Below are 21,752 nucleotides of genomic sequence, written 5' to 3'. Positions count from 1 at the left end.
CAGGGCCGCTCGGCTGCGTGTGGCTCGCCTGGGCGGGCGTCAAAGCTCGCTGCGCCGCCACTGCTCGATCTCGTCCTCCAGCGCCTGCTCATTCAGCATCGGTACGAACACGTCGGTCGCCCATGCAGTGAACAACCGCACGAACTCGTGGTCCTCGTCGTTCGGCTCACCGTTGACGTGGAACCACGAGATCAGTGGGGCGGCGTGCAGATCATCCGTGTCGCAGTCCGAGCACAGCACCACCCCGGTGTAGCCATCCACCCGCGTGCCGGCGGCGTTGTACCAGCCGTTCGGCACGCGTGCGTACAGCAACCCCTCTCGGCCGCAGCGGGGGCACCCCGGCGCGTCGTCGGAGCTGATGACCTCGATCCGCCGGCTCAAAGCGACAGTGCTTCAGGCCCGAGCAGCGCCTTGATATCGGCGGCGAAGCTCGGTTCGGCGTTGACCGGCCATTCCGGTAGCGACATCACCATGACCTTGCCCGCCGGCCGCCGCAGGTTGATGTGCAGCGGTACGCGGCCCTGGTGCATCTTCAGCACCTGGCGCAGTTCGTCCAGCAGGGTCGGAGTGATGCGTTCTTCCCGCAGGAGAAGCGTGATCGGGGCGCCGGACTCGCTGTTGACGCCGGACACATCGATGAGGGCCATCTCCTGGGCGAAGACCGAGATGGCGCCGTCCCGGTTGTTGATCTGGCCCTTCACCGACACCACGATGTCCGGCCGCAGCTCCGGCCCGTACAGCTCGTAGTTGCGGGGGAAGAACAGGCATTCGACGGCGGCGTCCATGTCCTCGACCGTGAGGATGGCCCACGTGTTGCCTGCCTTGTTCACCCGCCGGTCCACCTTGGTGACCAGGCCGGACACCTGGACGTCGCCGCGGTCGTCGCGGCCGCTGTCCAGCAGGTCGGCGATCGTGGTGTCCCGGCTCCTGGCCAGGAGGCGTTCGGTGCCGGCCAGCGGGTGGTCGGACACGTACAGGCCGAGCATCTCCCGCTCGAAGTCGAGCTTGGTCTTTTTGTCCCACTCGCCTTCGGGGACGGCGATCGTGAACGCCGCGTCGTCGCCCGTGTCGTCCATCCCGCCGAACAACGAGTCCTGACCGTGCGCCTCGTTCTTCTTGATGTCGATGACGGACTCGACGGCCTGCTCGTGGATCATGAGCAGGCCCTTGCGCGGATGTTCGAGGGAGTCGTACGCGCCCGCCTTGATCAGCGATTCGATGACGCGCTTGTTGCAGGCGGTGAGCGGCACCTTGCCGAGGAAGTCGTTGAAGTCGGTGAAGCGGCCCTTCTCCTTGCGGGCCTTCACGATCCCTTCGACGACGTTCTCCCCGACGTTGCGGACCGCGCCCATCCCGAACCGGACCTGCGTGTCCCCGACCGCGACGAAGTCGAGCTGGGAGTCGTTGACGTCGGGCGGGAGCACCTGGATGCCCATCTTGCGGCATTCGGCCAGGTAGACGGCCGCCTTGTCCTTGTCGTCGCCCACCGACGTGAGCAGGGCGGCCATGTACTCGGCGGGGTAGTTGGCCTTCAGGTACGCGGTCCAGTAGGCGACCAGCCCGTAGCCGGCGGTGTGGGACTTGTTGAACGCGTACCCGGAGAAGGGCAGCATGACGTCCCACAGCGCCTGGATCGCCTCGTCGCTGTAGCCGTTGCCGCGCATGCCGGCCTGGAAGTTGGCGAACTCGGCGTCCAGGATCTCCTTCTTCTTCTTGCCCATGGCGCGGCGCAGCAGGTCGGCACCGCCGAGGGTGTAGCCGGCCAGCTCGCGGGCGACGGCCATGATCTGCTCCTGGTAGACGAGCAGATGGAAGGTGGGGCCGAGGATCGGTTCGAGCGCTTCCTTGAGCTCCGGGTGGATCGGCTCGATGTCCTGGCGGGCGTTCTTGCGGTGGGCGTAGTTGGTGTGCGCGTTGGCCGCCATCGGGCCCGGCCGGTAGAGGGCGAGCACGGCGGCGATGTCCTCGAACCGGGTCGGTTCCATCAGCTTCAGCAGCGACCGCATGGGGCCGCCGTCGAGCTGGAACACGCCGAGCGTGTCGCCGCGGGCCAGGAGCTGGTAGGTCTTGGCGTTGTCGAGCGGCATCGTCAGGGTGTCGAGCTCGACCCCCCGGTTCTGCTTGATGATCTTGATGGCGTGGTCGATGATGCCCAGGTTCCGCAGTCCCAGGAAGTCCATCTTGACCAGACCCATGTCTTCACAGGACGGGTAGTCGAATCCTGTGATGACCACCCCGTCCTTGTCCCGCATGTGCATGGGGATGAGGTCCAGCAGCGGGGTCGAGGACAGGATGACCGCGGCGGCGTGCACGCCGGTGCCGCGGATCAGCCCCTCGATGCCGCGGCCGGTGTCGATGACCTTCTTGACGTCGGGGTCGTTCTCGTACAGGGAGCGAAGCTCGGTGCCCTCGTTGTAGCGGGGGTGGCTCTCGTTGAACATGTCCGCGAGGGGGACGCCCTTGCCCATGACGTCCGGCGGCATCGCCTTGGTGATCTTGTCGCCCATCGCGAACGGATAGCCGAGAATCCGGCTCGAGTCCTTGACGGCGGCCTTGGCCTTGATCGTGCCGAACGTGTTGACCTGCGCGGTGAACTCACTGCCGTACTTCTGGGTGACGTAGGCCACCATGCGATCGCGCTGGCGGTCGTCGAAGTCGAGGTCGACGTCCGGCGGGTTGATCCGCTCAGGGTTGAGGAACCGCTCGAACAGCAGGCCGTGCTCCAGCGGGTCGAGCTCGGTGATGCGGGTGGCGTACGCCACGATCGAACCGGTCGCCGATCCACGGCCGGGCCCGACCGGGATGCCGTTGTCACGGGCATATTTGCAAATGTCGGCCACAACGAGGAAGTACGAGGAGAACCCCATCGGACCGATGACCTTCATCTCGGTCTCGTACCGATCCATCACCTCGGCCGGAATCGGGGCGCCGTACCGCATCTCCAGGCCGCGCTCGCATTCCTTGCGCAGCCACGACTCCTGGGTCTCCCCCTCGGGCACGTCCGGATAGTCGGGCATCCGGTCCACCTGGGCGAACACGTCGCCGTAGTCGCCGATCATCTCGGCCACGAGCAGCGTGTTGTCACATGCCTCGGGCAGTTCCGGGAACAGGGCGTACATCTCGTCGGCGGGCTTGAGGTAGTAGCCGGATCCGTTGAACCGGAACCGGTTCGGATCGTCCTTGTTCTTGCCCACGCCGACGCACAGGAGGCTGTCGTGGGCGTCGGCCTGGTCCTCGGTCACGTAGTGGGAGTCGTTGGTGGCCAGCAGCGGAATGTTGAGCTGCTTGGCCAACCTGAGCAGGTCCTCCCGGACCTCCCGCTCGATGCTGATGCCGTGGTCCATGAGCTCCAGGAAGTAGTTCTCCTTACCGAAGATCTCCTGGTACTCGCCGGCGACCTTGACGGCTTCGTCGTACTGGCCCAGCCGGATCCGGGTCTGCACCGCGCCGGACGGGCAGCCGGTCGTGGCGATGATCCCGGTCGCATACTGCGAGATCAGGTCCTGATCCATGCGCGGCTTGGAGTAGTAGCCCTCGAACGACGCCAGGGACGACAGCCGGAACAGGTTGCGTAGCCCGTTCGCGTCCTTGGCCCACATGGTCATATGGGTGAACCGGCCACCGCCGGAGACGTCCTTGCCGCCCTCGCCGTCCGCCACGCCGGTCTCGGCCCGCTGCCCCCAGAACACCGGCTTCTTCACGAACCGGCTGTGCGGGGCCACATACGCTTCGATCCCGATGATCGGTTTGACCGGTGTGCCCGACGCGACCTTCTGGAACTCGTACGCACCGAACATGTTGCCGTGGTCGCTCATGGCGATCGCCGGCATGTCCAATCGTTCGGCTTCTTTGAACAGCGGCTTCAGCTTGGCCGCCCCGTCCAGCATGCTGTACTCGGTGTGGACGTGCAGATGCACGAACGACTTGCTCACCCGTTCCCCCAACTTCGCATCGGCCCGGATCCTCGCATGAGCCTATTCCGTCTCGCGAGGCTCATGGGGCATCGCGCCCGGAGGGCGGGAAGGTTGTTGCCAGGCTGTTGTTGACGCTGCGTGAAGGGCATACCACACCGACCGTGAGCTGGGGAAACGCCTGTGTCTTCGGTCCATACCCGCTGTTGGACAGACTCGAACGTATGAGCGAGCTGCGCAGCCCGGCCACCTCCGATACGGCGAGTCTGCGTTCACCGACGGTGCCCGCGGCCTAGGCTCCAAGCGCGGCCCGGCTCGGGCGGCAGATCCCCCCGGCCTTGGCTGCACGGATCGTCCAGCCGCTCCACAGGACAGCCACTGCGGGAGAGACGAATGGAGTGGTTGGTCTCGCTGCTCGGGGCCGCGCTCATCATGGCCGCCCTACGAGACCTGTTCCACACGCTCTGGCACCCCACCCGCCACGGAGGGCTGAGCCGGCTCGTCATGGCGGCGTTGTGGAAACTGGCCCGGCATCTCCGAGCGCGCAGGCGTGTTGTGGGGCTCGTCGGTCCGCTCGCCATGGCGACGGTGGTCGGCATGTGGGCCGTCACCATCATCCTGGGCTGGGCCATCGTCTACTGGCCCCACATGCCGGAGGCGTTCGCCTTCGCACCCGGTTCCGGGCTGTCGCAGGAGCCGGCACTCCTCGACTCTGTCTACCTGTCGCTCGTCATGGTCGCCACCCTCGGGCTCGGGGACATCGTGCCCGTCGCAGGCTGGCTCCGCGTGGTCTCGCCCCTGGAAGCTCTCATCGGCTTCGTCCTGTTGACGGCCACCGTCTCCTGGGTGCTGGAGATCTATCCGACGCTGACCCGCCGGCGGGTGCTCGCGATCCGGTTGGCGCTGCTGCACCGCTCGGACCCGTCCATGCGGCAGCTCGACTGCGCTGCGGGTGCGTCATTGCTGGGAGGCCTGGCCACCGAGGTGGTGCGTGTCCGTATCGACTTCACCCAGTACGCGGAGGCCTACTACTTCCATGACGGTGAGGACCACTCGTCCCTGGCGGCCACGATCGGCTATGCCACTCGCCTCGCCCAGCGCGGGCAGGCAGCCCGACGGGCAGATGTGCGCCTGACGGCCGACCTGCTCGTCGGTGCGTTGGAAGACCTCGCCACCATCCTTGACCAGCGTTTCCTCCACACGAATGGATCACCTGCGGAGGTATTCGCCGCGTACGCGGCCGACCACGGCCGCGCCCTCACCGGGGCCTGAGCGCTGCTCATCCCATCGGCCCGGCGACCCGCTCGGCAATGCCTCCAGCACGGGTGTGCCGGACTCGGGGCGGTGCGGCGGGCGAATTCCGCATAAATGCAAGGGTGCCGTCACGATCCGACATGGCGTCGTGTGTCGCATCAGCCGCCTCTGTCCGCCGGGCCACAGTGGTCGAGCCGGCCGCCTCTTCAGGCGAGCGGGTCTGCACCCCGGTGCGCCGAGCCACGCGTGGTCCTGAAAGGTCCGCACGACACAGGCACGACAGGGCGCGTGCGCGTCCATGAACGAGAAGGCTTCCACCACCGCATGACCAAGAGGGACCGAATCCGAGAAGCGGGCAGAAAGCCTCGGAGGCTGGCGCTCAGCGTGCCACAGATCGTGGGAAGCGCGATGGCCGCGGTCACGGCGGCGGTCGCGGCGTCGTACCTGGGCGTCGCCGGCACGGTGATCGGCGCCGCTGTGATGAGCCTCGCCAGCACGGTGGCCACCGACGTTTACACGCACTATCTCAAGCGCACCGGCGACAAGGTCAGGCAGCATGCCGTGAGCGCGTGGCACGAGCGGACAGCCGAGGCGGGTGATGGCGAGGCGCGACGGTCCGCGCGGGCCGGGGCACTTCTGAAGGCGTTGCCGTGGGCCAAGCTGGGTGTGGCGGCCGCGCTGGTGTTCTGCGTCAGTATGGGCGGCATCCTGACCTACCAGGTGATCGTTGATCAGACGGTGGCCGACCAGGTGACCGGCAAGTCCCGGAAACGGGCCGAATCCCGCAAACCATCTTCCAAGAAGAGCAGGCACGCCGAGTCCCCGGCTCCGGCGCCGTATCGGGAGTCAGCCACCTCGACGCCGACAGGCGCGTCTCCGTCCTCCACCCCCTCCACGTCACCGACCACCCGCACCCCCACGCCGGCCCCCACTCTGACGCCGAAGCCGACGCAGAGCGTGCCGGAGCCGTCCGAGCCTTCCACTTCCGAAGGGACTCCCGACGTGACCAGGCAGCCCCCGGCGCCGGGTCAGGGTGGGCCTGCCGGCTCGCCCTCCGCCACGCCGCCGGGCACCGTGCACATAAAGCTCTTCTGAACGTGGCGGGCGACGGCTTTCGACGCCGTGAGACGTACGATCTGCGCTGTATTGGCGTTCCTCTCGACGTGCCTGTCGGTGGGAGCGACGCCCGCGACGGCAGCGGGAAAGGTCCCGGCCCAGTTCTTCGCCAAGCTGTACAGCGAGGCCCTGGGCAGGATGCCCGACCCCAGCGGCTGGTCCGCGGCGGTCGGCGACTTCGCCGCCAAGGGCTGCACGCCGGACCGCGTCAGAGATTTCGCGCGGGGCTTCTACACCTCGGCCGAGTTCATGGCCCTGAACTACGACGCCGAGGAGCGTGTCCTGGCGCTCTACCGGGGCGCGCTCAACCGCGAGCCCGACCGGAGCGGGTTCGACCACTTCACCGGGCTGCTGACCGGCGGCGCGCGGAGCTGGCCGCAGATCGTGGACGCGATCGTCTCCAGCGGCGAGCTGGGCTCGCTCGCCGCGACCATCTGCGGCTCGTCCGCGAGCTACCACTACGGCACCGCGCCTGCCCTGACGCTCACCCCCAAGGGCGCCGGGTTCGCGGGCGGCACGGTGTACCTGGCGGAGAAGGCGGTGGTGCGGGTCGGCGCGATGCTGGTCATACCCCCTGGTCGTACGCTGGCCACCACCGGGACGCCGTCGCCCCGCGAGTATGCCCGGCAGGGGCGCCTGGTGCGCGCTTCCTCCTTCGGCGAGCCGGTCGTGCGGCTGCAGAGCGGCGCCCGCCTGCGTGGCGTCTGGGTGGACGGCCAGCGCGGCGCGTACACGAACTCGTCGGAGCATGTGATGCACGACGGCGTGGGCCGCTGGACCGACGGCATCTCCGTCTCCTGCGAGAACGCCGTCGTCGAGGGCAACGGGATCGTGGACGCGACGGATGTGGGGATCGTGCTGTTCCGTTCGAGCCCGGCGACACAGCGTTCGAGCGTGCGGGGCAATGTCGTGCTGAACGCAGGTAATGCGGCGTACGGGGCGATCGTCGTGGACGCTCTGTACGGCGGGGACGTGACGCACGACTTCACCGGCGCGACCGTGTCGGGGAACGCCTTCTGGACCGGCCCGGACACGCACGCCGACATCGGCATCGCGGCCGGGACCCGGATGTGGTTCGGCGAGCGCGCCGACGACGGCGCCGGGGTGTCGGTGCGCGACAACACCACCAACGGCCTCACGGCGGTCGTCGGCACCGGGATCGCGGTCGGCGGCATGAACCGCGCCACCGTCCAGGGCAACGACCTGCGGCTGTCGGTGCGGGCGATCAGCTCCTGCCCGCACGTGAACTTCGGCGTGGACCAGGAGGGGCACGCCCAGGACGGCGACTTCCAGCCGGGCGCCACGCCGGTCGACTTCACCAACTCCTCCGGGGGAGGCTGCACAGGCCACTGAAGCCCCCAGGGGGTCCGAGAGGTCGTACTGTTCCTGTCAGCCGAGCCAGCTCGCGACCTGCGACTCGACAGCGGGGTACCAGCCGAGTTGGAGATGGTTGGCACCGGCGATCAGCGCGGTGCCGGCCACCGTACCGATGCCCACCGTGGACAGCGCACTGCTGACGAACACCACGCCGTCGCTGGGTCCACGGTTCTCGTTGTAGATGCCCACGACGCTGGGCGACCCGCCGGCCAGCAGGTACGTCGCCACCGACGCCGGCACACCCGCCTGCTGGATTCGCGAGATCAGCGAGCCCGCGTTGATCGCGGCCTGGATGCCGGGCCCGGAGGTGTAGAAGCCCTGTCCGCCGTAGTACGTGGTGTACCAGTCCTGCTGCGTCTGGTCGATGCCGTAGGTGCCGTCGAAGCGCGCCAGCATCTGCCGCTGCCCGGGATAGCAGTCGTACCCGCCGGCGGGTACGAACGAGAACTCCGGATGGTTGGCGTAGATGCCGTAGCAGGTCATGTACGTGTGCGGCGCGGGGGAGTTGACGCTGCCGCCGCACTCCGGCCAGATCGAGAAGTCGTGCGCCCAGCCGTGAGCGAACGGATAGTCGTAGCCGGCGTTCGGGCCGCCGAGCGTGATGAGCTTGCGCACGTCGCCGGCGTACGAACGGCCCCAGCTCGGCTTGACCGACGACACGTACATCCGCGCCGACATCTCACCCTTGCTCCAGCCCACCAGATCCACAGCGGACACACCGAGCTTGGCCTTGATGATCGCGATCGCGTCGCCGACCTCCTGGGCCTGCATCAGGTTGTCGCCTTCCTTGTGCGCGAACCCGATGGCGAAGACCCGGTATCCGGCGTTCGACAGGTGCTGCATCAGGCCGGTACTCGGGCAGCTTATGGCGCCGCAGCCGAAGCCGCCGGACTCGCCGGGATTGGCCCACGCCCGGTCCGGATTGTCGTTGGCGCCGTGGACCAACAGTACCGGAGTGGCCTTGGGATTGGCGTTCCAACCGGGTGCGTGGTACAGCAGGAACCGGCCGGAGAACGGCCGCTTGACGCCGCCGAAAAAGCTCAGCCGCTGGCCGTCCTGATCTCCGCGGCCGTCCGGCGGGTAGCTCTCTTGGGTGAACCCGGACGTGGTGTCCAGGTACCGCTCCACCGAGGACCAACCGCTCGCGACGTTGGCGTACGTGGCTTCCAGCGTCAGGTACGAGGGGGTCGCGGCATGGGCCGCGGTCGGTACCAGCAGTGCGGTCAGCATCACCGCGACCGTCCATAAGCAACGCATTTGGGCCTCCTGTCTACGGGATTTCGGCGACCGCTGCGGCGACGCGCGCGGCGAGCAGGATCGTGTGGTGGCCGGTGTCGTCGACGGTGCGCGCCGGCATCCGGGAGCCGGGGCATGGCGGCGAGGCCGTGGAGGCCGGCAGGGCGGGCATGACGGTCGTGTCGGGCATGAGTGCTCCCTGAGTCGGTCGGCAACCCCGAGACCGGCCGCCATCGTCACTTGAGCGCCGCGGCCGTTCCAGTGCCGCCCGCCACACCTTTGCCGCACCGGACGTGTGCGTGCGGCACATCCGCGGAGGGCAGCCAGGGCGTCGCGGGCGAAGAGCTAGGGCCGCTGGTAGAGATCGGGGATCCCGTCATGGTCGGAGTCGGCGGTCTCGGACCGGTGGATGCGCCGGTAGACGCGGGCACGCAGCCGAAGGATCACCGTGGCCAGCAGGGCCGCGGTCAGGGAACCGGCCAGGACCGCGATCTTGAACCGCGCGTCGGCCTCGCCCGTTCCGAACGCCAGCTCCCCGATCAGCAGCGACACGGTGAACCCGATGCCGCCCAGGACGGCCAGCCCGGCCATGTCGATCCAGGCCAGCCCTTCGTCCAGAGTGGCGCGGGTGAAGCGGGCCACCAGCCAGGTGGCGGCCAGGATGCCGACCGGCTTGCCGACCAGCAGCCCGGCCACGATCCCCATCGCCACGGGGTCACTCAACGCTCCTGCCGGCCCGCCAAACCCACCCAGGCCGACCCCGGCGGAGAAGAACGCGAACACGGGTACGGCCACACCGGCGGACAGCGGGCGCAACCGGTGCTCGAAATGTTCGGCCAGGCCCGGTCCCTCCGTGCCGCCCGGCGGTGTCCGGGACAGTACGGGGACGGTCAGAGCCAGCAGCACCCCGGCCACGGTGGCGTGCACCCCTGAGGCGTGCACCAGTGCCCAGCAGGCGAACGCCGGCGGCAGCAGCAGCCACCACGCACGTACCCCACGCCGTACCAGCACAGCGAAGATCGCCAGCGGCACCACAGCGGCCAGCAGCGGGAGCACCGACAGGTGCGAGGTGTAGAAGGTGGCGATGATGACGATGGCGATCAGGTCGTCCACCACCGCCAGGGTCAGCAGGAACGTGCGCAGCGCGTCCGGCAGGGAACGGCCGATCACCGCGAGCACCGCCAGCGCGAAGGCGATGTCGGTGGCCGTCGGGATCGCCCACCCCCTGGCCGCCGTTCCGCCGGCGACCGCCAGATACACCAGTGCGGGCGCCACCACGCCGCCGGCTGCCGCGGCCACCGGCACCACGGCACGGCGCAGGTCACGCAGATCGCCGGCGACGAACTCCCGTTTCAGCTCCAGACCGGCCACGAAGAAGAAGATGGCCAGCAGCCCGTCCGCGGCCCAGGTGGCCAGGTCGAGGTTCAGGTGCAGAGCGGCAGGGCCGGCCTCGATGGCGCGCAGGTCCTGGTAGGTCTGCGCCCACGGCGAGTTGGCCCAGATCAGCGCGGTGAGCGCGGCGGCGAGCAGCAGTGCCCCGCCGATGGTTTCCTTGCGCAGGATGTCGGCGATGCGGCGCGCTTCGGGCCAGGTGCTCCGGTTGAACAGGCGGGGAACGCGCGTGGGGCTGGTGCCGGGCATGGAACTCCGCTCCTTCGGCAGGGGTCGGGTCGCTCACTTGCCGACCAGACTTCCCGGCACACCTATCAATAAGGTATCAGGACACGTAAAGAGCTACATAACGGACTCTCGTCCGGTTCGGATGGTCCACGGGATCTCCTGGTCGTTCGGGTGGCCGGGGTTGAGTGCCAGCCGCGCGCAGCGGCGGCCTTGGTCTCGCAGCGGGTTGGTGACGGACGTGATGCCGAGCCGGCGGCCGGCTGGTGAGGCATCCCAGCCGAGGTAGGCAGCCTCCGGGTGAGTCTCCTGGAGGGCCTGGTGGGCTCCCAGGACGAGTTCGTCGCTCATGGCGATGATGAGCGCGGTGGGGGTGAGCTGCGGGGCGAGTTCTCGTGCTGCGGCGAGGCCGTCCTGTTGGGTGTTGCGGGCCACGACGGCGATCGGCGTGCTCGTCCAGTCGAGCCCGGCCTGTTCGATGGCGGTGCGGTAGCCACGCAGGCGGGCGTCGGTGACGGGGAACGGTGCGTGTGGCGGCAGATCGGCGCCGGTCGTCACTATGTGCTCGCGGTCGCGATCGAGCGGGAACGAGATCACGACGGGCGTCCGGTCTTCGCGGAGTCCCTGGGAGGCGACCGCGAGCGCGGCCCGGTAGTCGTCCTGGGTGACGCACGCGATCCCCTGGCGCGGTGGGCCGCCCTGGATGACAGCGGGACGGGGGTCGTCGGCGACTGCCGCCAGCACCGGGTCGTCCTCTGCGGTGGTCCACAGCACGAAGCCGTCGACCGCCGCGGACAGCACGCGGTCGGCGTCGGCGGCATCGCCCCGCGTGGGGATGAACGTGAGGCCCCGGCCTTCCTCGACGCAGACCTCCGCGACCCCGGCCAGGAACTGCGCTGCTTGGGGATCGTCGAAGGCGTACGCCAGATGCTCGCTGAAGACCACCCCGATCTGATGCGTTCGACCGGATTTCAGCGCGCGGCCCACGGCGTCGGGGTGATATCCCAGCTCGTCGGCGGCGCGGTGCACGCGTTCGCGGGTGTCGGTCGCGACCCGGGCAGGCCGGGTGAAGGCGTAGGAGGCGGTCATGGGTGACACTCCGGCACGAGCCGCCACATCTTTCAGTGTCACGCGTCTGCGGTCGGTTGGCACGGTGCCATTCTAGTTGTGTAGCGTTACACATGTGTCCACAGTGATCGCCCGCCCCGGCGGCATGTTTCGCGCGGCGCCGTTCCTCGGCTTCGCCGGTTTCGGCGCCTTCTGGGGTGTGTGGGGTGCCGGCCTGCCCCTGCTGCGAGCCCAGGCCGGTGTGAGCGATGCCGAGTTCGGCGTCGTACTGCTCTTCATCGCCGCCGGAGCTCTGCCCGCCATGCTGCTGGCCGGGCGGCTCGTCGACGCGCTCGGTCTGCGTGTCACCGGAGTACTGCTCGCACTGCTGGGTGTCATGGGTGTCGTGCTCTCCGCCGCCGCGGTGAACTATGCCGCGTTGTGCGCCGGCATCCTGTTGATGGGAGCCTGCTCGGGAGCGGCCGATGTGGCGCTCAACACGCTGGCGGCGACGGTCGAGAAGCGAACCGGACGTCCCGTCGTGACCCGTTCGCACGCGGCGTTCTCCGCCACGGTCGCGCTCTCGAGCCTGGCCACCGGCGCACTCACCGCGATCGCGGACAGCCTGCTGGTGAACTTCGCCGCGGGCGCGGTGGTGGTCGTGGCGCTCGGTCTGGCCGTCGTCACCGCGACGCGACCGGCCCATGCTGATGACGACGCCGCCGCACCCGAGGGCGCTGCCACGCGTCCTGATCGCATGTCGGGGTGGATCGCGCTGGTCATGGTCGGGGCGATCGGCGCGTTCGCGTTCGCGGCGGAGAACGCCTACCAGTCCTGGAGCGCCGTCCTGCTGACCGACGCGTTCACCGCCTCGCCGGCGCTGGCCGCCGTCGCGCCGGCGGCGTTCGCCACCACGGCGGCACTGACCCGTTTCGCCACCGGTACGGTCACGCTGCGCCGCCCGATCGCCACGCTGGTCGTGGCAAGCGCGATCGCCACGGCCGGTGGCGTGCTGACGGCGTTCGCGGCCACGCTGCCGCTCGCCCTGGGAGGCGTCATCGCCGCCGCCGTCGGCACCTCGGTGCTCTTTCCCACCCTGCTGTCCTACGGGCTTCGGCCCGTTCCCGACGGGTCACGAGGACGGGCCACGTCCGCCATCTCCACGGTTGCCTATCTCGGCTACCTCGCGGGACCGGCGTACTTCGGGCTGCTCGCCGATGCCACCGGGGTGCAGAGGACGTTCCTCGGTATCGCCGCGCTGACCGCCGTGGTGCTGGCGGCGATCCCGGCGCTGCCGGCGCTCAAGCGAGCAGGAGGATGGCCGGCGCGGGGCCGAAGGCGCCGCCGAGCTGGTAGCACAGGGTGAGCAGGCTCACGGCGGTGGCCCGGTGCTCGTCCGGTACGACGGCGCCGACGCGGGTCGCGTACCAGGCCATCGCCGCTGTGGCGGCGAACACCGCGAACGCTGTGGACGCCGCGACGAGCACCGGCCACGGGGCGATCGACGGCAGGGCGACGGTCGTGGCGCCCGCGGTCAGCAGGACGGATCGGGTGACGGCGGGACCGAGCCGAGCGGCCCGCCGGGTGAACAACAGCGAGGCGATGGAGCCGGTGGCCAGCATGATGAGCGTCACCAGCCCGATCCGCCCGGTCGTCCAGTGGCGTTCCAGCAGCCGGGGCACGGTGTAGAGCAGGGCGAAGTAGGAGGTGGACAGCGTGCTCGCCACCGCTGCCGCGGTCACGAACGCCCGGGAGCGGACCACCGGATGAGGGATGAACCCGGCAGGCTTCTTGCGGACGTGCAGGGTCAGCAGCAGGCCCGCAACGGCCGAGGCGGCAACGGCCACCAGCTCCAGGCGCGGGATCAGGACGAATGTGCTGACCAGCGTCATCACGAGCAGGATCCCGATGGTGTCGGTACGGGTGGCGGCGGCTTGGTGGTGGTGCGCGGGGGCGTGGCGTAGGACGGCGGGGACGGCCAGCAGCGCCGGCAGGGACAGCAGCAGCGGCAGCCGCCAGGAGATCCCCGACAGGGTGGAGCCGGCCAGCGGGCCGAACGCGCCGATCAGGCCGACCCCGGGGGTGACGGCGCCTGCTCGCGAGGCGGTCCCGGCCAGGGAGATGGCGATGGTGACCAGGCCCCCTCCGCCGGCGGCCTGAGCGGCGCGTCCGGCCGGCAGCATCGGCAGCGTCGGTGCGCCGGCCACCAGGAGCGTGCCGAGGAGTACGAGGGCGCCGTTGACGAGTGTGGCGGCGCGGATGCCGCGGGTGCGCAGCAGTGCGGCGGTGAGCGGGGCGCCGAGGACGCCGCCCCAGCCGAACGCCGTGGCGGCCCAGGTGGCGTCGGCCGCCGAGACGCTCAGGGCTCGGGCCAGGTCGGGGATGACGGTGGTGGTGCTGTTGGCGCTGAGTGAGGTCGGCGTGGCCAGGAGTGCGAGGTGCCGGACGCGATCGCCGCCGAGGCGGGGGTGTCCAAACGCACGATCTACCGGCACTTCACCGACAAGGAGCAGTTGTTCCTGACCGTCGCGCTGGAGGGCGCCGACGAGGTCACCGCCGCGATCGCGCAGATCATGGACCGGCATCTGCACAAGATCGTGGATCTGGAGCGGGACCTCATCGACTTCTCCCTCGACAGGGTCGCCGCGGTCACCGCCTTCCCTGACCACTTCGCCCTGGTACGGGCCATCGAGGCGGAGGCGGCCCACATCCCGCCGCCGATCCTCCAGGCGTGGATCGCGGCCGGACCGCAGACCGGGCACCTGCGCCTCGCCCCGTACCTGCGCCAGATCGCCGAGCGCGGCCTGCTGCGGCTCGACGACGCCCACCTCACCCTGCTGACCATCACCGACGTGAACCAGCAGACGTTCTACGGCGCCGTCCCCCTTCCCCAGGAAGAGGTCGACCGGCTCGTCACCGCGGGCGTGCGGGCCTTCCTCCGTAGCTACGCTCCCTCCTCCGCATAGCACAAACCCTGCGGCGCCACTCGATGCGGACCGGGTCAGATGGGCTTGGCCTCGAGGAGGCTTGCTCCCGCGCCCAACTCCACAACCTCTCCCAGTTCCAGATCGGCCGAGGCGAAGAGCTGCGCGTACTCCTGTCGGCTCCGTTCCGAGCCGCCGTTGAAGATGGCCAGCATCCGCAGGTCCAGGTCCTTGCCCAGATGCGGCTCCGCGCCGTCGGGCAGCACCACTTCCAGGATCAGCACGCGCCCACCGGGTTTCATGGCGTGCCGGACATTTCGCAGAATGCGCACAGCGTCGTCGTCGCCCCAATTGTGCAGGACGCTGGCAAGCAGGTAGACGTCCCCTCCCGAGGGCACCGAGTCGAAGAAGTTCCCGGCCACCACCTCGCACCGATCAGCCAGGTTCTCGGCGGCCAGCATGTCCCCGGCATGGGCCACCACGTGGTCGAGATCGAGGAGGATGCCCCGCATGCCGGGATTGGCGCGCAAGACCGTGGCCAGGATCGAGCCGCTGCCTCCGGCGACGTCGACCATGGTGCCGACGCCGGTGAAGTCATAACGCGTGACCAGGCCCCGCGTGAAGGCGTCGGCCCTGGCGGTCATGTAGTCGTCGAAGATGTGGCTGATGTCGGGATGGCGGGCCAGGTGCTCGTAGAGCTCTCCGTACCTGGTGACGAACGCGGAGCTGCCCTCGCGCACCGTGTCCGGCAGTTTGCCCATGGCGTACCAGAAGCTCTCCTCGCCCAGCATGCGCATGGAGGAGCGGATCGAGCCGGGGATGTCCGAGCGGAGCGCCGAGCCCTCCTCGGTGAGGGCGTATCGGTCGGCGCCGGACGGACGGACGACTCCGATGCCCGCCAGCTCGCGCAGGACCCGGCGGAGCGAGGGAGCGTGCGCCCCGCACCGTGCGGCGAGCTCTTCGGTGTCGAGCGGCCCCTGCGCGAGCTGATCGGCCACGCCGAGCTCCGCCATGGTCAAGAGTGCAGCGAATCGGGAGATACCGGAGACCGCTTCCCAGAGGAGCTTGTCGGATGACGGCATGTGTCCTTTTCCAGAAGTCATGGCGTACGGTTCGCCTGCCTGTGCCAGATCAGCAGCCGGCGCTCCGCGAGCACGAACAGCGCGTTGACGATATAACCGAGGATGCCCAGCAGGGCGATCGTCGCCCAGACACCGGGTGTGTCGAAGCTCCGCTGCGCCACCAGCAGTTGGTAGCCGATGCCGTTCGTGCTGCCGAACACCTCGGAGATCACCATGAGGATCAGCGCGAGGGACAGGCTCAGTCGCAGGCCCGCGAAGATCTTGGGCGAGGCGGCGGGGATGACGATCCGGTGTAGCCGCTGTGGTCTCGACAGTCCGAAGACCGTGGCGGTCTCGGTGTAGGTGCGGTCGACGTTTCTGGCTCCGTCGATCGAATTGAGCAGTACGGGCCAGATCACGCCGGAGACGATCGCGGCGAGCTGCATGGCCAGGCCGGCCTGGAACAGCGCCAGGAACAGCGGCAGCAGCAGGGGCGGCGGAACGGCACGGCCGAACTCGATCAGCGCGTCCACGTAGTCGGCCGCGACCCGCGAGCGCCCCAGTGCCACGCCGGCCACCACTCCGATGAACGCGGCCAGCAACCAGCCGGCGAACATGCGTCCCATGCTGGGCAGGATGTTGTCCACGGCGTCGTCGGTGAGGAACAGGCGCGCGGCCGGGCCTGAGAACCACAGCTCGTGCATGCGGGCGACGATGCTCGTGGGCGGTGGGAAGTCGGTGTCTCCGAGCCGTCGCGTGACGAGCTCCCAGGCGGCGATGACAGGGAGGATCACCAGGACCCCGGCAAGTGATCTCACGTCTGCGCCGCACCCGTCCGCGCCAGGTGCCAGCCGAACAGACGGCGCTCGGCCGCCCGCAGCGAGGCGTTGGCCAGCAGGCCGAACATGCCGGCCCACAGCGTGGCCGCCATGACGAGGTCGGTCCTGTTTCCGCTGCCCGCCTGGATGACGAAGACGCCCAAGCCCGCGGTTCCACCGGCGAACAGCTCGGCGCTGACGGCGATGATCAGCGCGACCCCGGAGGCGATCCGGACACCGGTCGCGACGAAAGGCGCGGCGCTGGGCAGGCTCACTCTGCCGAGCACGGCCACCGGCCCGAATCCGAAGCTACGCAGCGAATCCTTCGCCAGCGGGTCGACGTCGTGCATGCCGTACAACGTGTTGAACAGGATCGGCCAGACGGACGCGTACACGATGACGCCGACCTTCATCAGGCCGTCCACCGGGATCAGCAGGATCGCCAGCGGGATGACCGCGACCGAGGGAATGGGCCGCAGAAACTCCAGTACGGGCCGGGCGGCGCGCTCCAACGGGGCCAGCGCGCCGAGCAGGACGCCTGCCGGGACCGCCACCGCCACCGCCACCAGCAGGCCGAGTGCCCAGTTCACGAGCGTCGTGAGCGCTCCCAGCAGGAACTCTCCGTCGGCCGCCAGCCGCACGGCCTCCATCAGGATGACGGACGGCGCGGGGAAGATCACGCCGTCGCCCAGCCCGAACCGGATCACCAGCTCTCCCGCGACGAGGAACCCCGCAACGCCTGCGACGCTGCGGAATGACCGCGAATGACTCATCCGTCCGACGGCGTCGCGATGACCGACTTCACGTCGATCGGACTCTCGAGGTACTTGTACTCGAGCATGAGGTCGGCGACTTTTTGCAGCCTGTTGGCGCTCAGCGCGCTCGGGAAGGTGCCCAGGGTGATGACCGAAGCGGTCTTCGCATCGATCTTCGTGTACTTGGGCAGGATCGCCTCGATCTCCTTACGGTCGTTCGATGCGAGTTCTTGCGCCTTGGCGATGGCTCGCTGAAAGGCGGCCAGCGTCTTCGGGTTCTTTTTGACCCAGTCGTCGGAGGCCATCCAGCCTGCGATCGGCAGGTCCTCGGTCTGCCCCGTCATGGTGTCGGCGATCTTGCGGAAGCCCAGCTTGCTCTGGTTGGCGGTGATGAACGGCTCGGTGATCCAGGCGGCGTCGGCCTGCCCGGCCTGGAGCGCGTTGCCCATGTCGGGGAAGGGCTTCTCGGCGAATTTGACGTCGTTCTCGGTGAGACCGGCCACCTTCAGCTGGGTCGTGACGGCCAACGTGGCGATGTTCCGGAAGTTGTTGACCAGGACGGTCTTGCCCTTGAGATCCGCGACGGTCTTGATCGGCGAATCCTTCGGGACCATGATGTTGTAGGCGTTCGGGCCGGCCTGGTACATGTCCGCGACGAGCTTGAACTTCTCGCCCTTGCTCACCGCCAGGAAGGTCGAGACGTAGTTGGTCTGGGTGATGTCCAGCTGACCGCTCTTGATCTGCGGAAGGGCCGCGGCGCCGCCGACGATGGCGACCGGCTCGACCGTCAGGCCCTCTTGTTTGAAAAAGCCCTTGTTGATGGCGATGTAGAGGGAGACGGGGTCGGGAATCGGCATGGCGCCGACCCTGATGGTGGCCTTCTCCAGGCCGTTGCCGCCCGAGCCGGCCGACTGGCCGTTTCCGCCGCAGCCGGTGAATAACAGAGTGGCGGTAACGCCGAGCACGAGAGTGCGGCGGCGCACTTTGCGGGTCATTTCAGGTTCTCCTAACACAGGAAGCCTCCGGTGATCGGCACCGGGGCGCCGAGCGTGAAGATTACCGAAGGCGAGATCGATGCTGAAGCGCGACGGATGACGTTTCTCTTGGATTTCTCTGCAAATGAATTGCGTCACCAGCGCTAACAGCGGGTGCGGCGCCGAATGATCCGATGCTCCTGAGATCGAACTGCCGAGTTACTGTGTGTGATGTTTGCAGAGACGTGCAAATGTTGATTTATCTAGTACCTTGATTGGCGTTGGCCAGCTAATGGGGTTTGTGGTCGAATTGCGCCGGAGCTTGCCCGTGCTCGGTCAGTGGCGCCGGAGCTTGCCCGCGTTCAGTCAGCGACGTGGCTGAAGTCTCCCGAGGCAGGCCGTCCGGGGGACGCTTGCCATCGGTAAGGACAAAGATGACCCAAGTTGGTCGTGCCGGCGTTCCCGTTCTGCAGGAACGGTTCGTGGCCGACGAGAAGTCACCGGAGCAGGCGTCGGTGGAGCAGGTTCCCGCTCATGGGAACCCGATGGCGTTGCGGAACTGGCGGGTGCGAACCCGCCTCATCACGCTTATCGCCATTCCGACCCTGGTGGCCGTGGTCCTGGGCGCGCTGCGGGTCGGCATATCGATCAGCAGCGCGGAGCAGAATCAGCGCATCAGCAATGTGGGCTCCTTGGTGGCGCAGCTCGGCGAGCTGTCCCGCGAAATGGCACTCGAGCGAGACCTTTCCGCGTACTATGTCGCCTCCGACAGGGAATCGGCGCAGTTGGAGCGGCTCACGGCCCAGCGGCGGATCGTCGATTCCAGCGTGCAGCGTACGAACGCGACGGCCGCGGAGGTCGAGGACTCGCTGTCCGATCTCGGTCGCAGGAAGCTGGCCCTCGTCCGCATCAGGCTGACCCAGCTCGCCTCGCTGCGTGCCACCGTGTCCGGGCAGAACGCGCAGCTGCCGCCGCTCCCGACGATGGAGAAGTACTCCGAGGTCATCGCGGAGACGCTGCAACTGTACGACGAGGTGGGGCAGGGCTCGACGGACGAGCAACTGATCTCCACCAGCGCCGCGCTGCGAGCCGTCGCCCGATCGGAGGAGGAGGCCGCCAAGCTGCGAGGCCTGTTGACGATCGCGCTTGTCAAAGGGTCGTTCGAAGAGCCCGAGCGCAAGGCTTTCCTTGACGCCCGCTCCAACCGCGAGAGCGAACGCGCCTCGTTTCGCGCCGTGGCCACGCTGGCGCAGCGGCAGTTCCACGACAACACGGTCGCCAGCGTGGAGGTCGGCCGGGGCGAGTTCTACATCAACAGGGCCGTGTTCCTCGCCAATGCCGGCCTGCCCCTGCGGCGGCTCGACACCTCGACTTCCAACGACGTCACCCTGTGGTTCAACGCCATCAGCGACACCGTCGACCGGCTGCACACCGTTCAGCGGGCGTTGCTGGAGCAGGTCGGCACCCGAAGCGCCGACATTCAGTCCAGCGACCGGTCCGCGGCCACGCTCAACATCATCATCCTCGCCGTGCTGCTGCTCCTGGTCCTCGCCATCACCGCGGTCATGGCCCGCTCGCTCGTCCGGCCGCTCAGGCGGTTGCGCAGGGACGCGCTCATGATCGCCAGCCAGCGGCTCCCCGAGCTCGTGCGGCAGCTGCGCAACAGCGAGGTCGACACGAAGGCGATACACGTGCCGCCGATCGCCATCTCCTCCAAGGACGAGATCGGCGAGGTGGCGCGGGCGTTCGACGAGGTCCACCGTGAGGCGGTCCGGCTGGCGGGCGAGGAGGCCCGCCTGCGCGCCAATGTCAACGCGATGTTCGTGAACCTGTCGCGCCGCAGCCAGACGCTGGTGGAGCGGCAGATCACCCTCATTGACGGGCTGGAGCAGGGCGAGCAGGACGAGCAGCGGCTCGGCAACCTGTTCAGGCTGGACCACCTGGCCACCCGTATGCGGCGTAACAGCGAGAACCTGCTGGTTCTCGCCGGCCAGGAGACGCCCCGCCGCTGGAGCAAGCCCGTCAAGCTGGTCGACGTCGCCCGCGCCTCGCTGTCGGAGGTCGAGAACTACGAGCGGGTCATCCTCCAGGTGCCCGACGGCGTCGCGGTGGCCGGCCAGGCCGTCAACGACATCATTCACCTGGTCGCCGAGCTTGTGGAGAACGCGTTGTCGTTCTCGCCGCACGAGTCCCAGGTGACGGTGTCGGGCAGCAGGATCGACGGGGGCGGCATGATGCTGTCGATCACCGACTCCGGCATCGGCATGACCCCGGACGAGCTCACCATCGCCAACGACCGCCTCATCGACGCTCCCACCGTGGACGTGTCGGTGTCGCGGCGCATGGGCCTGTTCGTGGTCGCGCGGCTGGCCCACCGCCACGGAGTCCGGGTGCAGTTGCGCCCGCACGAATCCGGAGGGCTCACCGCGATGATCCTCATGCCCGAGGCGATGCTCGCCGCGCAGGCGCCCAGCTATCCCGGCGGCTCCGCCGAGGCTGTCCCCACCCCACCGCAGTGGGGCTCGTTCCAGATGGGTCCGGCCCATCCTTCGTACCCGTCCAACCCGTCCAACCCGTCCAACCCGTCCGGCGCCTGGCTCACGCCGTCGGAGAGGCCGGGGGGATCCGGCGGCCGGCCGTCCGCCGACACCGGCTCGTACGCCGTCGCCGACCCGTGGGCGCCGCCGAGGAGACCGTACGACCCGCCGAGCCAGGAAACGCTCTTCCTCAGGCGCCCCAACCTGGGCCTGCGCGGCGGCATGGACGACGCGCCGCAGCGGCCGTCCGGTTATGACTTCCCCGACACGGCGTCGGCGTCCACCGGTCCCATTCCGGCCGCCAAAGCAGCCTCGGACGAGTATCTGCCGATCTACGCCTCGATCGAGTCGGCGTGGTTCGAGCAGGGAGTCAGCTGGGGGGCGGCCGACGCCGGATGGAACGCCGCCAAAGCCGCCGCCGTGGAGCCGGTGCGCGACGGCGAGACCGCGACCGGGCTGCCCAAGCGGGTGCCCAAGGCCAACCTGGTGCCCGGCTCGGCCACCACGGCCTCCACGCCCCAAGATGTCCCGCCGATGCCGTCCGTCTCGGCGGACCGGGTACGCAGCCGCCTGTCCAGCTTCCAGCAGGGCTACCGGTCCGCTCGCGACGACATCAGCATGGGCAGGGCCGCCCCTGACCCGAAGCACAGAGGACAGGGCGCATGAACGACGTGAGCTACATGGCGTACGAGGTCGACTGGCTGATCAGCGAATTCGTCGGCATCGTTCCAGGAGTCGTCCACGTCGTTCTCTTCTCCGCCGATGGCCTGCCGTTGGCGACGTCCTCGGGCTTCCCCGTCGACCGGGCCGGCCGGCTGGCCGCGATCACCTCTGGGCTGGTCGGCCTGTCGGTGGCCGCGGCCTGCGCTCTCGACGGGGGTGGGGTCGTTCAGAGCATGGTGGAGATGGCGAACGGCATGATGCTGACCACCATGTCGATCGGCGAAAGCGCTTGCCTGGCCGTGCTCTCCGAGCCCGACTGCGACGCGGCGCTTGTCGCGTACCACATGACGCTCATGGCGGACCGTGCGGGTCAGGTGCTGACTCCCGCCGTACGCGAACATCTGCGCGCCAGCCAGATCAGGTGATGCGGACGTGTGACCAGGACGCGGGCGATCACCGCTT

The 21,752-nt window shown here is 68.7% G+C and carries 18 protein-coding genes; 7 read left to right on the top strand and 11 right to left on the bottom strand.

What is annotated here, in order from left to right:
* Nucleotides 1–39: 39 nt before the first annotated feature.
* A complete protein-coding gene (locus tag ACWDRB_RS57850; protein ID WP_449909916.1) occupies nucleotides 40–381 on the bottom strand; it encodes a DUF6300 family protein in 342 nt (113 codons plus the stop codon).
* Entirely contained in the window at nucleotides 378–3,932 is a 3,555-nt protein-coding gene (gene dnaE / locus ACWDRB_RS57845) for a DNA polymerase III subunit alpha (RefSeq protein ID WP_449909914.1), read from the bottom strand. The genes ACWDRB_RS57850 and dnaE overlap by 4 nt, the downstream gene beginning before the upstream one ends.
* Nucleotides 3,933–4,304: 372 nt before the next feature.
* On the opposite strand from dnaE, the gene ACWDRB_RS57840 reads away from it, so the two are divergent.
* The 3 genes from ACWDRB_RS57840 to ACWDRB_RS57830 all read left to right on the top strand — a co-directional run bounded on the left by ACWDRB_RS57840 (nucleotide 4,305) and on the right by ACWDRB_RS57830 (nucleotide 7,634).
* A complete protein-coding gene (locus ACWDRB_RS57840) occupies nucleotides 4,305–5,183 on the top strand; it encodes a potassium channel family protein (RefSeq protein ID WP_449909912.1) in 879 nt (292 codons plus the stop codon).
* Nucleotides 5,184–5,549: 366 nt separating this feature from the next.
* Entirely contained in the window at nucleotides 5,550–6,260 is a 711-nt protein-coding gene (locus ACWDRB_RS57835) for a hypothetical protein (RefSeq protein ID WP_449909910.1), read from the top strand.
* Between the two features lie 51 nt (nucleotides 6,261–6,311).
* A complete protein-coding gene (locus ACWDRB_RS57830; RefSeq protein WP_449909908.1) occupies nucleotides 6,312–7,634 on the top strand; it encodes a DUF4214 domain-containing protein in 1,323 nt (440 codons plus the stop codon).
* A gap of 36 nt (nucleotides 7,635–7,670) precedes the next feature.
* Here the strand turns inward: ACWDRB_RS57830 and ACWDRB_RS57825 are convergent, their stop codons facing one another.
* From ACWDRB_RS57825 to ACWDRB_RS57810, 4 genes are all read right to left on the bottom strand, one after another.
* Nucleotides 7,671–8,915 carry an esterase/lipase family protein gene (locus ACWDRB_RS57825; RefSeq protein ID WP_449909905.1) on the bottom strand — a complete coding sequence of 415 codons (1,245 nt, stop codon included), beginning with the start codon at nucleotides 8,913–8,915 and terminating at the stop codon, nucleotides 7,671–7,673.
* Between the two features lie 13 nt (nucleotides 8,916–8,928).
* A complete protein-coding gene (locus tag ACWDRB_RS57820; RefSeq protein ID WP_355212001.1) occupies nucleotides 8,929–9,084 on the bottom strand; it encodes a hypothetical protein in 156 nt (51 codons plus the stop codon).
* A gap of 155 nt (nucleotides 9,085–9,239) precedes the next feature.
* Entirely contained in the window at nucleotides 9,240–10,535 is a 1,296-nt protein-coding gene (nhaA, locus tag ACWDRB_RS57815; protein WP_449909902.1) for a Na+/H+ antiporter NhaA, read from the bottom strand.
* A 93-nt stretch (nucleotides 10,536–10,628) separates the two neighbouring features.
* The gene (locus tag ACWDRB_RS57810; RefSeq protein ID WP_449909970.1) at nucleotides 10,629–11,627 is read right to left on the bottom strand and encodes a LacI family DNA-binding transcriptional regulator; all 999 of its coding nucleotides are present in this window, start codon (nucleotides 11,625–11,627) and stop codon (nucleotides 10,629–10,631) included.
* Nucleotides 11,628–11,694: 67 nt separating this feature from the next.
* On the opposite strand from ACWDRB_RS57810, the gene ACWDRB_RS57805 reads away from it, so the two are divergent.
* Nucleotides 11,695–12,924 (top strand): MFS transporter, encoded by a 1,230-nt coding sequence (locus ACWDRB_RS57805; RefSeq protein WP_449909899.1) that lies wholly within the window; start codon nucleotides 11,695–11,697, stop codon nucleotides 12,922–12,924.
* On the opposite strand, the gene ACWDRB_RS57800 is transcribed toward ACWDRB_RS57805, so the two are convergent.
* On the bottom strand, nucleotides 12,860–14,053 hold the full coding sequence (locus tag ACWDRB_RS57800; protein ID WP_449909896.1) for an MFS transporter: 1,194 nt from the start codon (nucleotides 14,051–14,053) through the stop codon (nucleotides 12,860–12,862). The genes ACWDRB_RS57805 and ACWDRB_RS57800 overlap by 65 nt on opposite strands.
* Here ACWDRB_RS57800 and ACWDRB_RS57795 point away from each other — a divergent pair.
* Complete coding sequence (locus ACWDRB_RS57795) at nucleotides 13,997–14,524, top strand: TetR/AcrR family transcriptional regulator (RefSeq protein ID WP_449909893.1); 528 nt, start codon at nucleotides 13,997–13,999, stop codon at nucleotides 14,522–14,524. The genes ACWDRB_RS57800 and ACWDRB_RS57795 overlap by 57 nt on opposite strands.
* A 35-nt stretch (nucleotides 14,525–14,559) precedes the next feature.
* Here the strand turns inward: ACWDRB_RS57795 and ACWDRB_RS57790 are convergent, their stop codons facing one another.
* The 4 genes from ACWDRB_RS57790 to ACWDRB_RS57775 form a co-directional block, all read right to left on the bottom strand.
* Entirely contained in the window at nucleotides 14,560–15,564 is a 1,005-nt protein-coding gene (locus ACWDRB_RS57790; protein WP_449909890.1) for a methyltransferase, read from the bottom strand.
* A gap of 17 nt (nucleotides 15,565–15,581) precedes the next feature.
* Nucleotides 15,582–16,361, bottom strand: a complete 780-nt coding sequence (locus ACWDRB_RS57785) for an ABC transporter permease (RefSeq protein ID WP_449909887.1) — start codon at nucleotides 16,359–16,361, stop codon at nucleotides 15,582–15,584.
* Nucleotides 16,358–17,068 (bottom strand): ABC transporter permease, encoded by a 711-nt coding sequence (locus ACWDRB_RS57780; RefSeq protein WP_449909885.1) that lies wholly within the window; start codon nucleotides 17,066–17,068, stop codon nucleotides 16,358–16,360. The genes ACWDRB_RS57785 and ACWDRB_RS57780 overlap by 4 nt, the downstream gene beginning before the upstream one ends.
* Before the next feature lie 62 nt (nucleotides 17,069–17,130).
* Nucleotides 17,131–18,249, bottom strand: a complete 1,119-nt coding sequence (locus ACWDRB_RS57775; RefSeq protein WP_449909882.1) for an ABC transporter substrate-binding protein — start codon at nucleotides 18,247–18,249, stop codon at nucleotides 17,131–17,133.
* A gap of 275 nt (nucleotides 18,250–18,524) precedes the next feature.
* On the opposite strand from ACWDRB_RS57775, the gene ACWDRB_RS57770 reads away from it, so the two are divergent.
* Both ACWDRB_RS57770 and ACWDRB_RS57765 read left to right on the top strand, forming a co-directional pair.
* Nucleotides 18,525–21,293: a sensor histidine kinase gene (locus tag ACWDRB_RS57770; RefSeq protein ID WP_449909880.1), complete on the top strand. Its 2,769-nt coding sequence runs from the start codon at nucleotides 18,525–18,527 to the stop codon at nucleotides 21,291–21,293.
* Nucleotides 21,290–21,715, top strand: coding sequence for a roadblock/LC7 domain-containing protein (locus tag ACWDRB_RS57765; protein ID WP_350724283.1), 426 nt, complete (start codon nucleotides 21,290–21,292; stop codon nucleotides 21,713–21,715). Before ACWDRB_RS57770 ends, ACWDRB_RS57765 begins: the two co-directional genes overlap by 4 nt.
* Nucleotides 21,716–21,752: the final 37 nt, after the last annotated feature.

The organism is Nonomuraea sp. NPDC003707, assembly GCF_053587055.1.
This window is presented reverse-complemented; position numbering and strand designations above follow the sequence as displayed.

Excerpts from the sequence above, each read along its gene's own strand:
- ACWDRB_RS57820 (WP_355212001.1), bottom strand. The coding sequence starts at position 9,084 with ATGCCCGACACGACCGTCATGCCCGCCCTGCCGGCCTCCACGGCCTCG.
- nhaA (WP_449909902.1), bottom strand. The coding sequence starts at position 10,535 with ATGCCCGGCACCAGCCCCACGCGCGTTCCCCGCCTGTTCAACCGGAGC.
- ACWDRB_RS57765 (WP_350724283.1), top strand. The coding sequence starts at position 21,290 with ATGAACGACGTGAGCTACATGGCGTACGAGGTCGACTGGCTGATCAGC.
- ACWDRB_RS57770 (WP_449909880.1), top strand. The coding sequence starts at position 18,525 with ATGACCCAAGTTGGTCGTGCCGGCGTTCCCGTTCTGCAGGAACGGTTC.
- ACWDRB_RS57790 (WP_449909890.1), bottom strand. The coding sequence starts at position 15,564 with ATGCCGTCATCCGACAAGCTCCTCTGGGAAGCGGTCTCCGGTATCTCC.
- ACWDRB_RS57825 (WP_449909905.1), bottom strand. The coding sequence starts at position 8,915 with ATGCGTTGCTTATGGACGGTCGCGGTGATGCTGACCGCACTGCTGGTA.
- ACWDRB_RS57840 (WP_449909912.1), top strand. The coding sequence starts at position 4,305 with ATGGAGTGGTTGGTCTCGCTGCTCGGGGCCGCGCTCATCATGGCCGCC.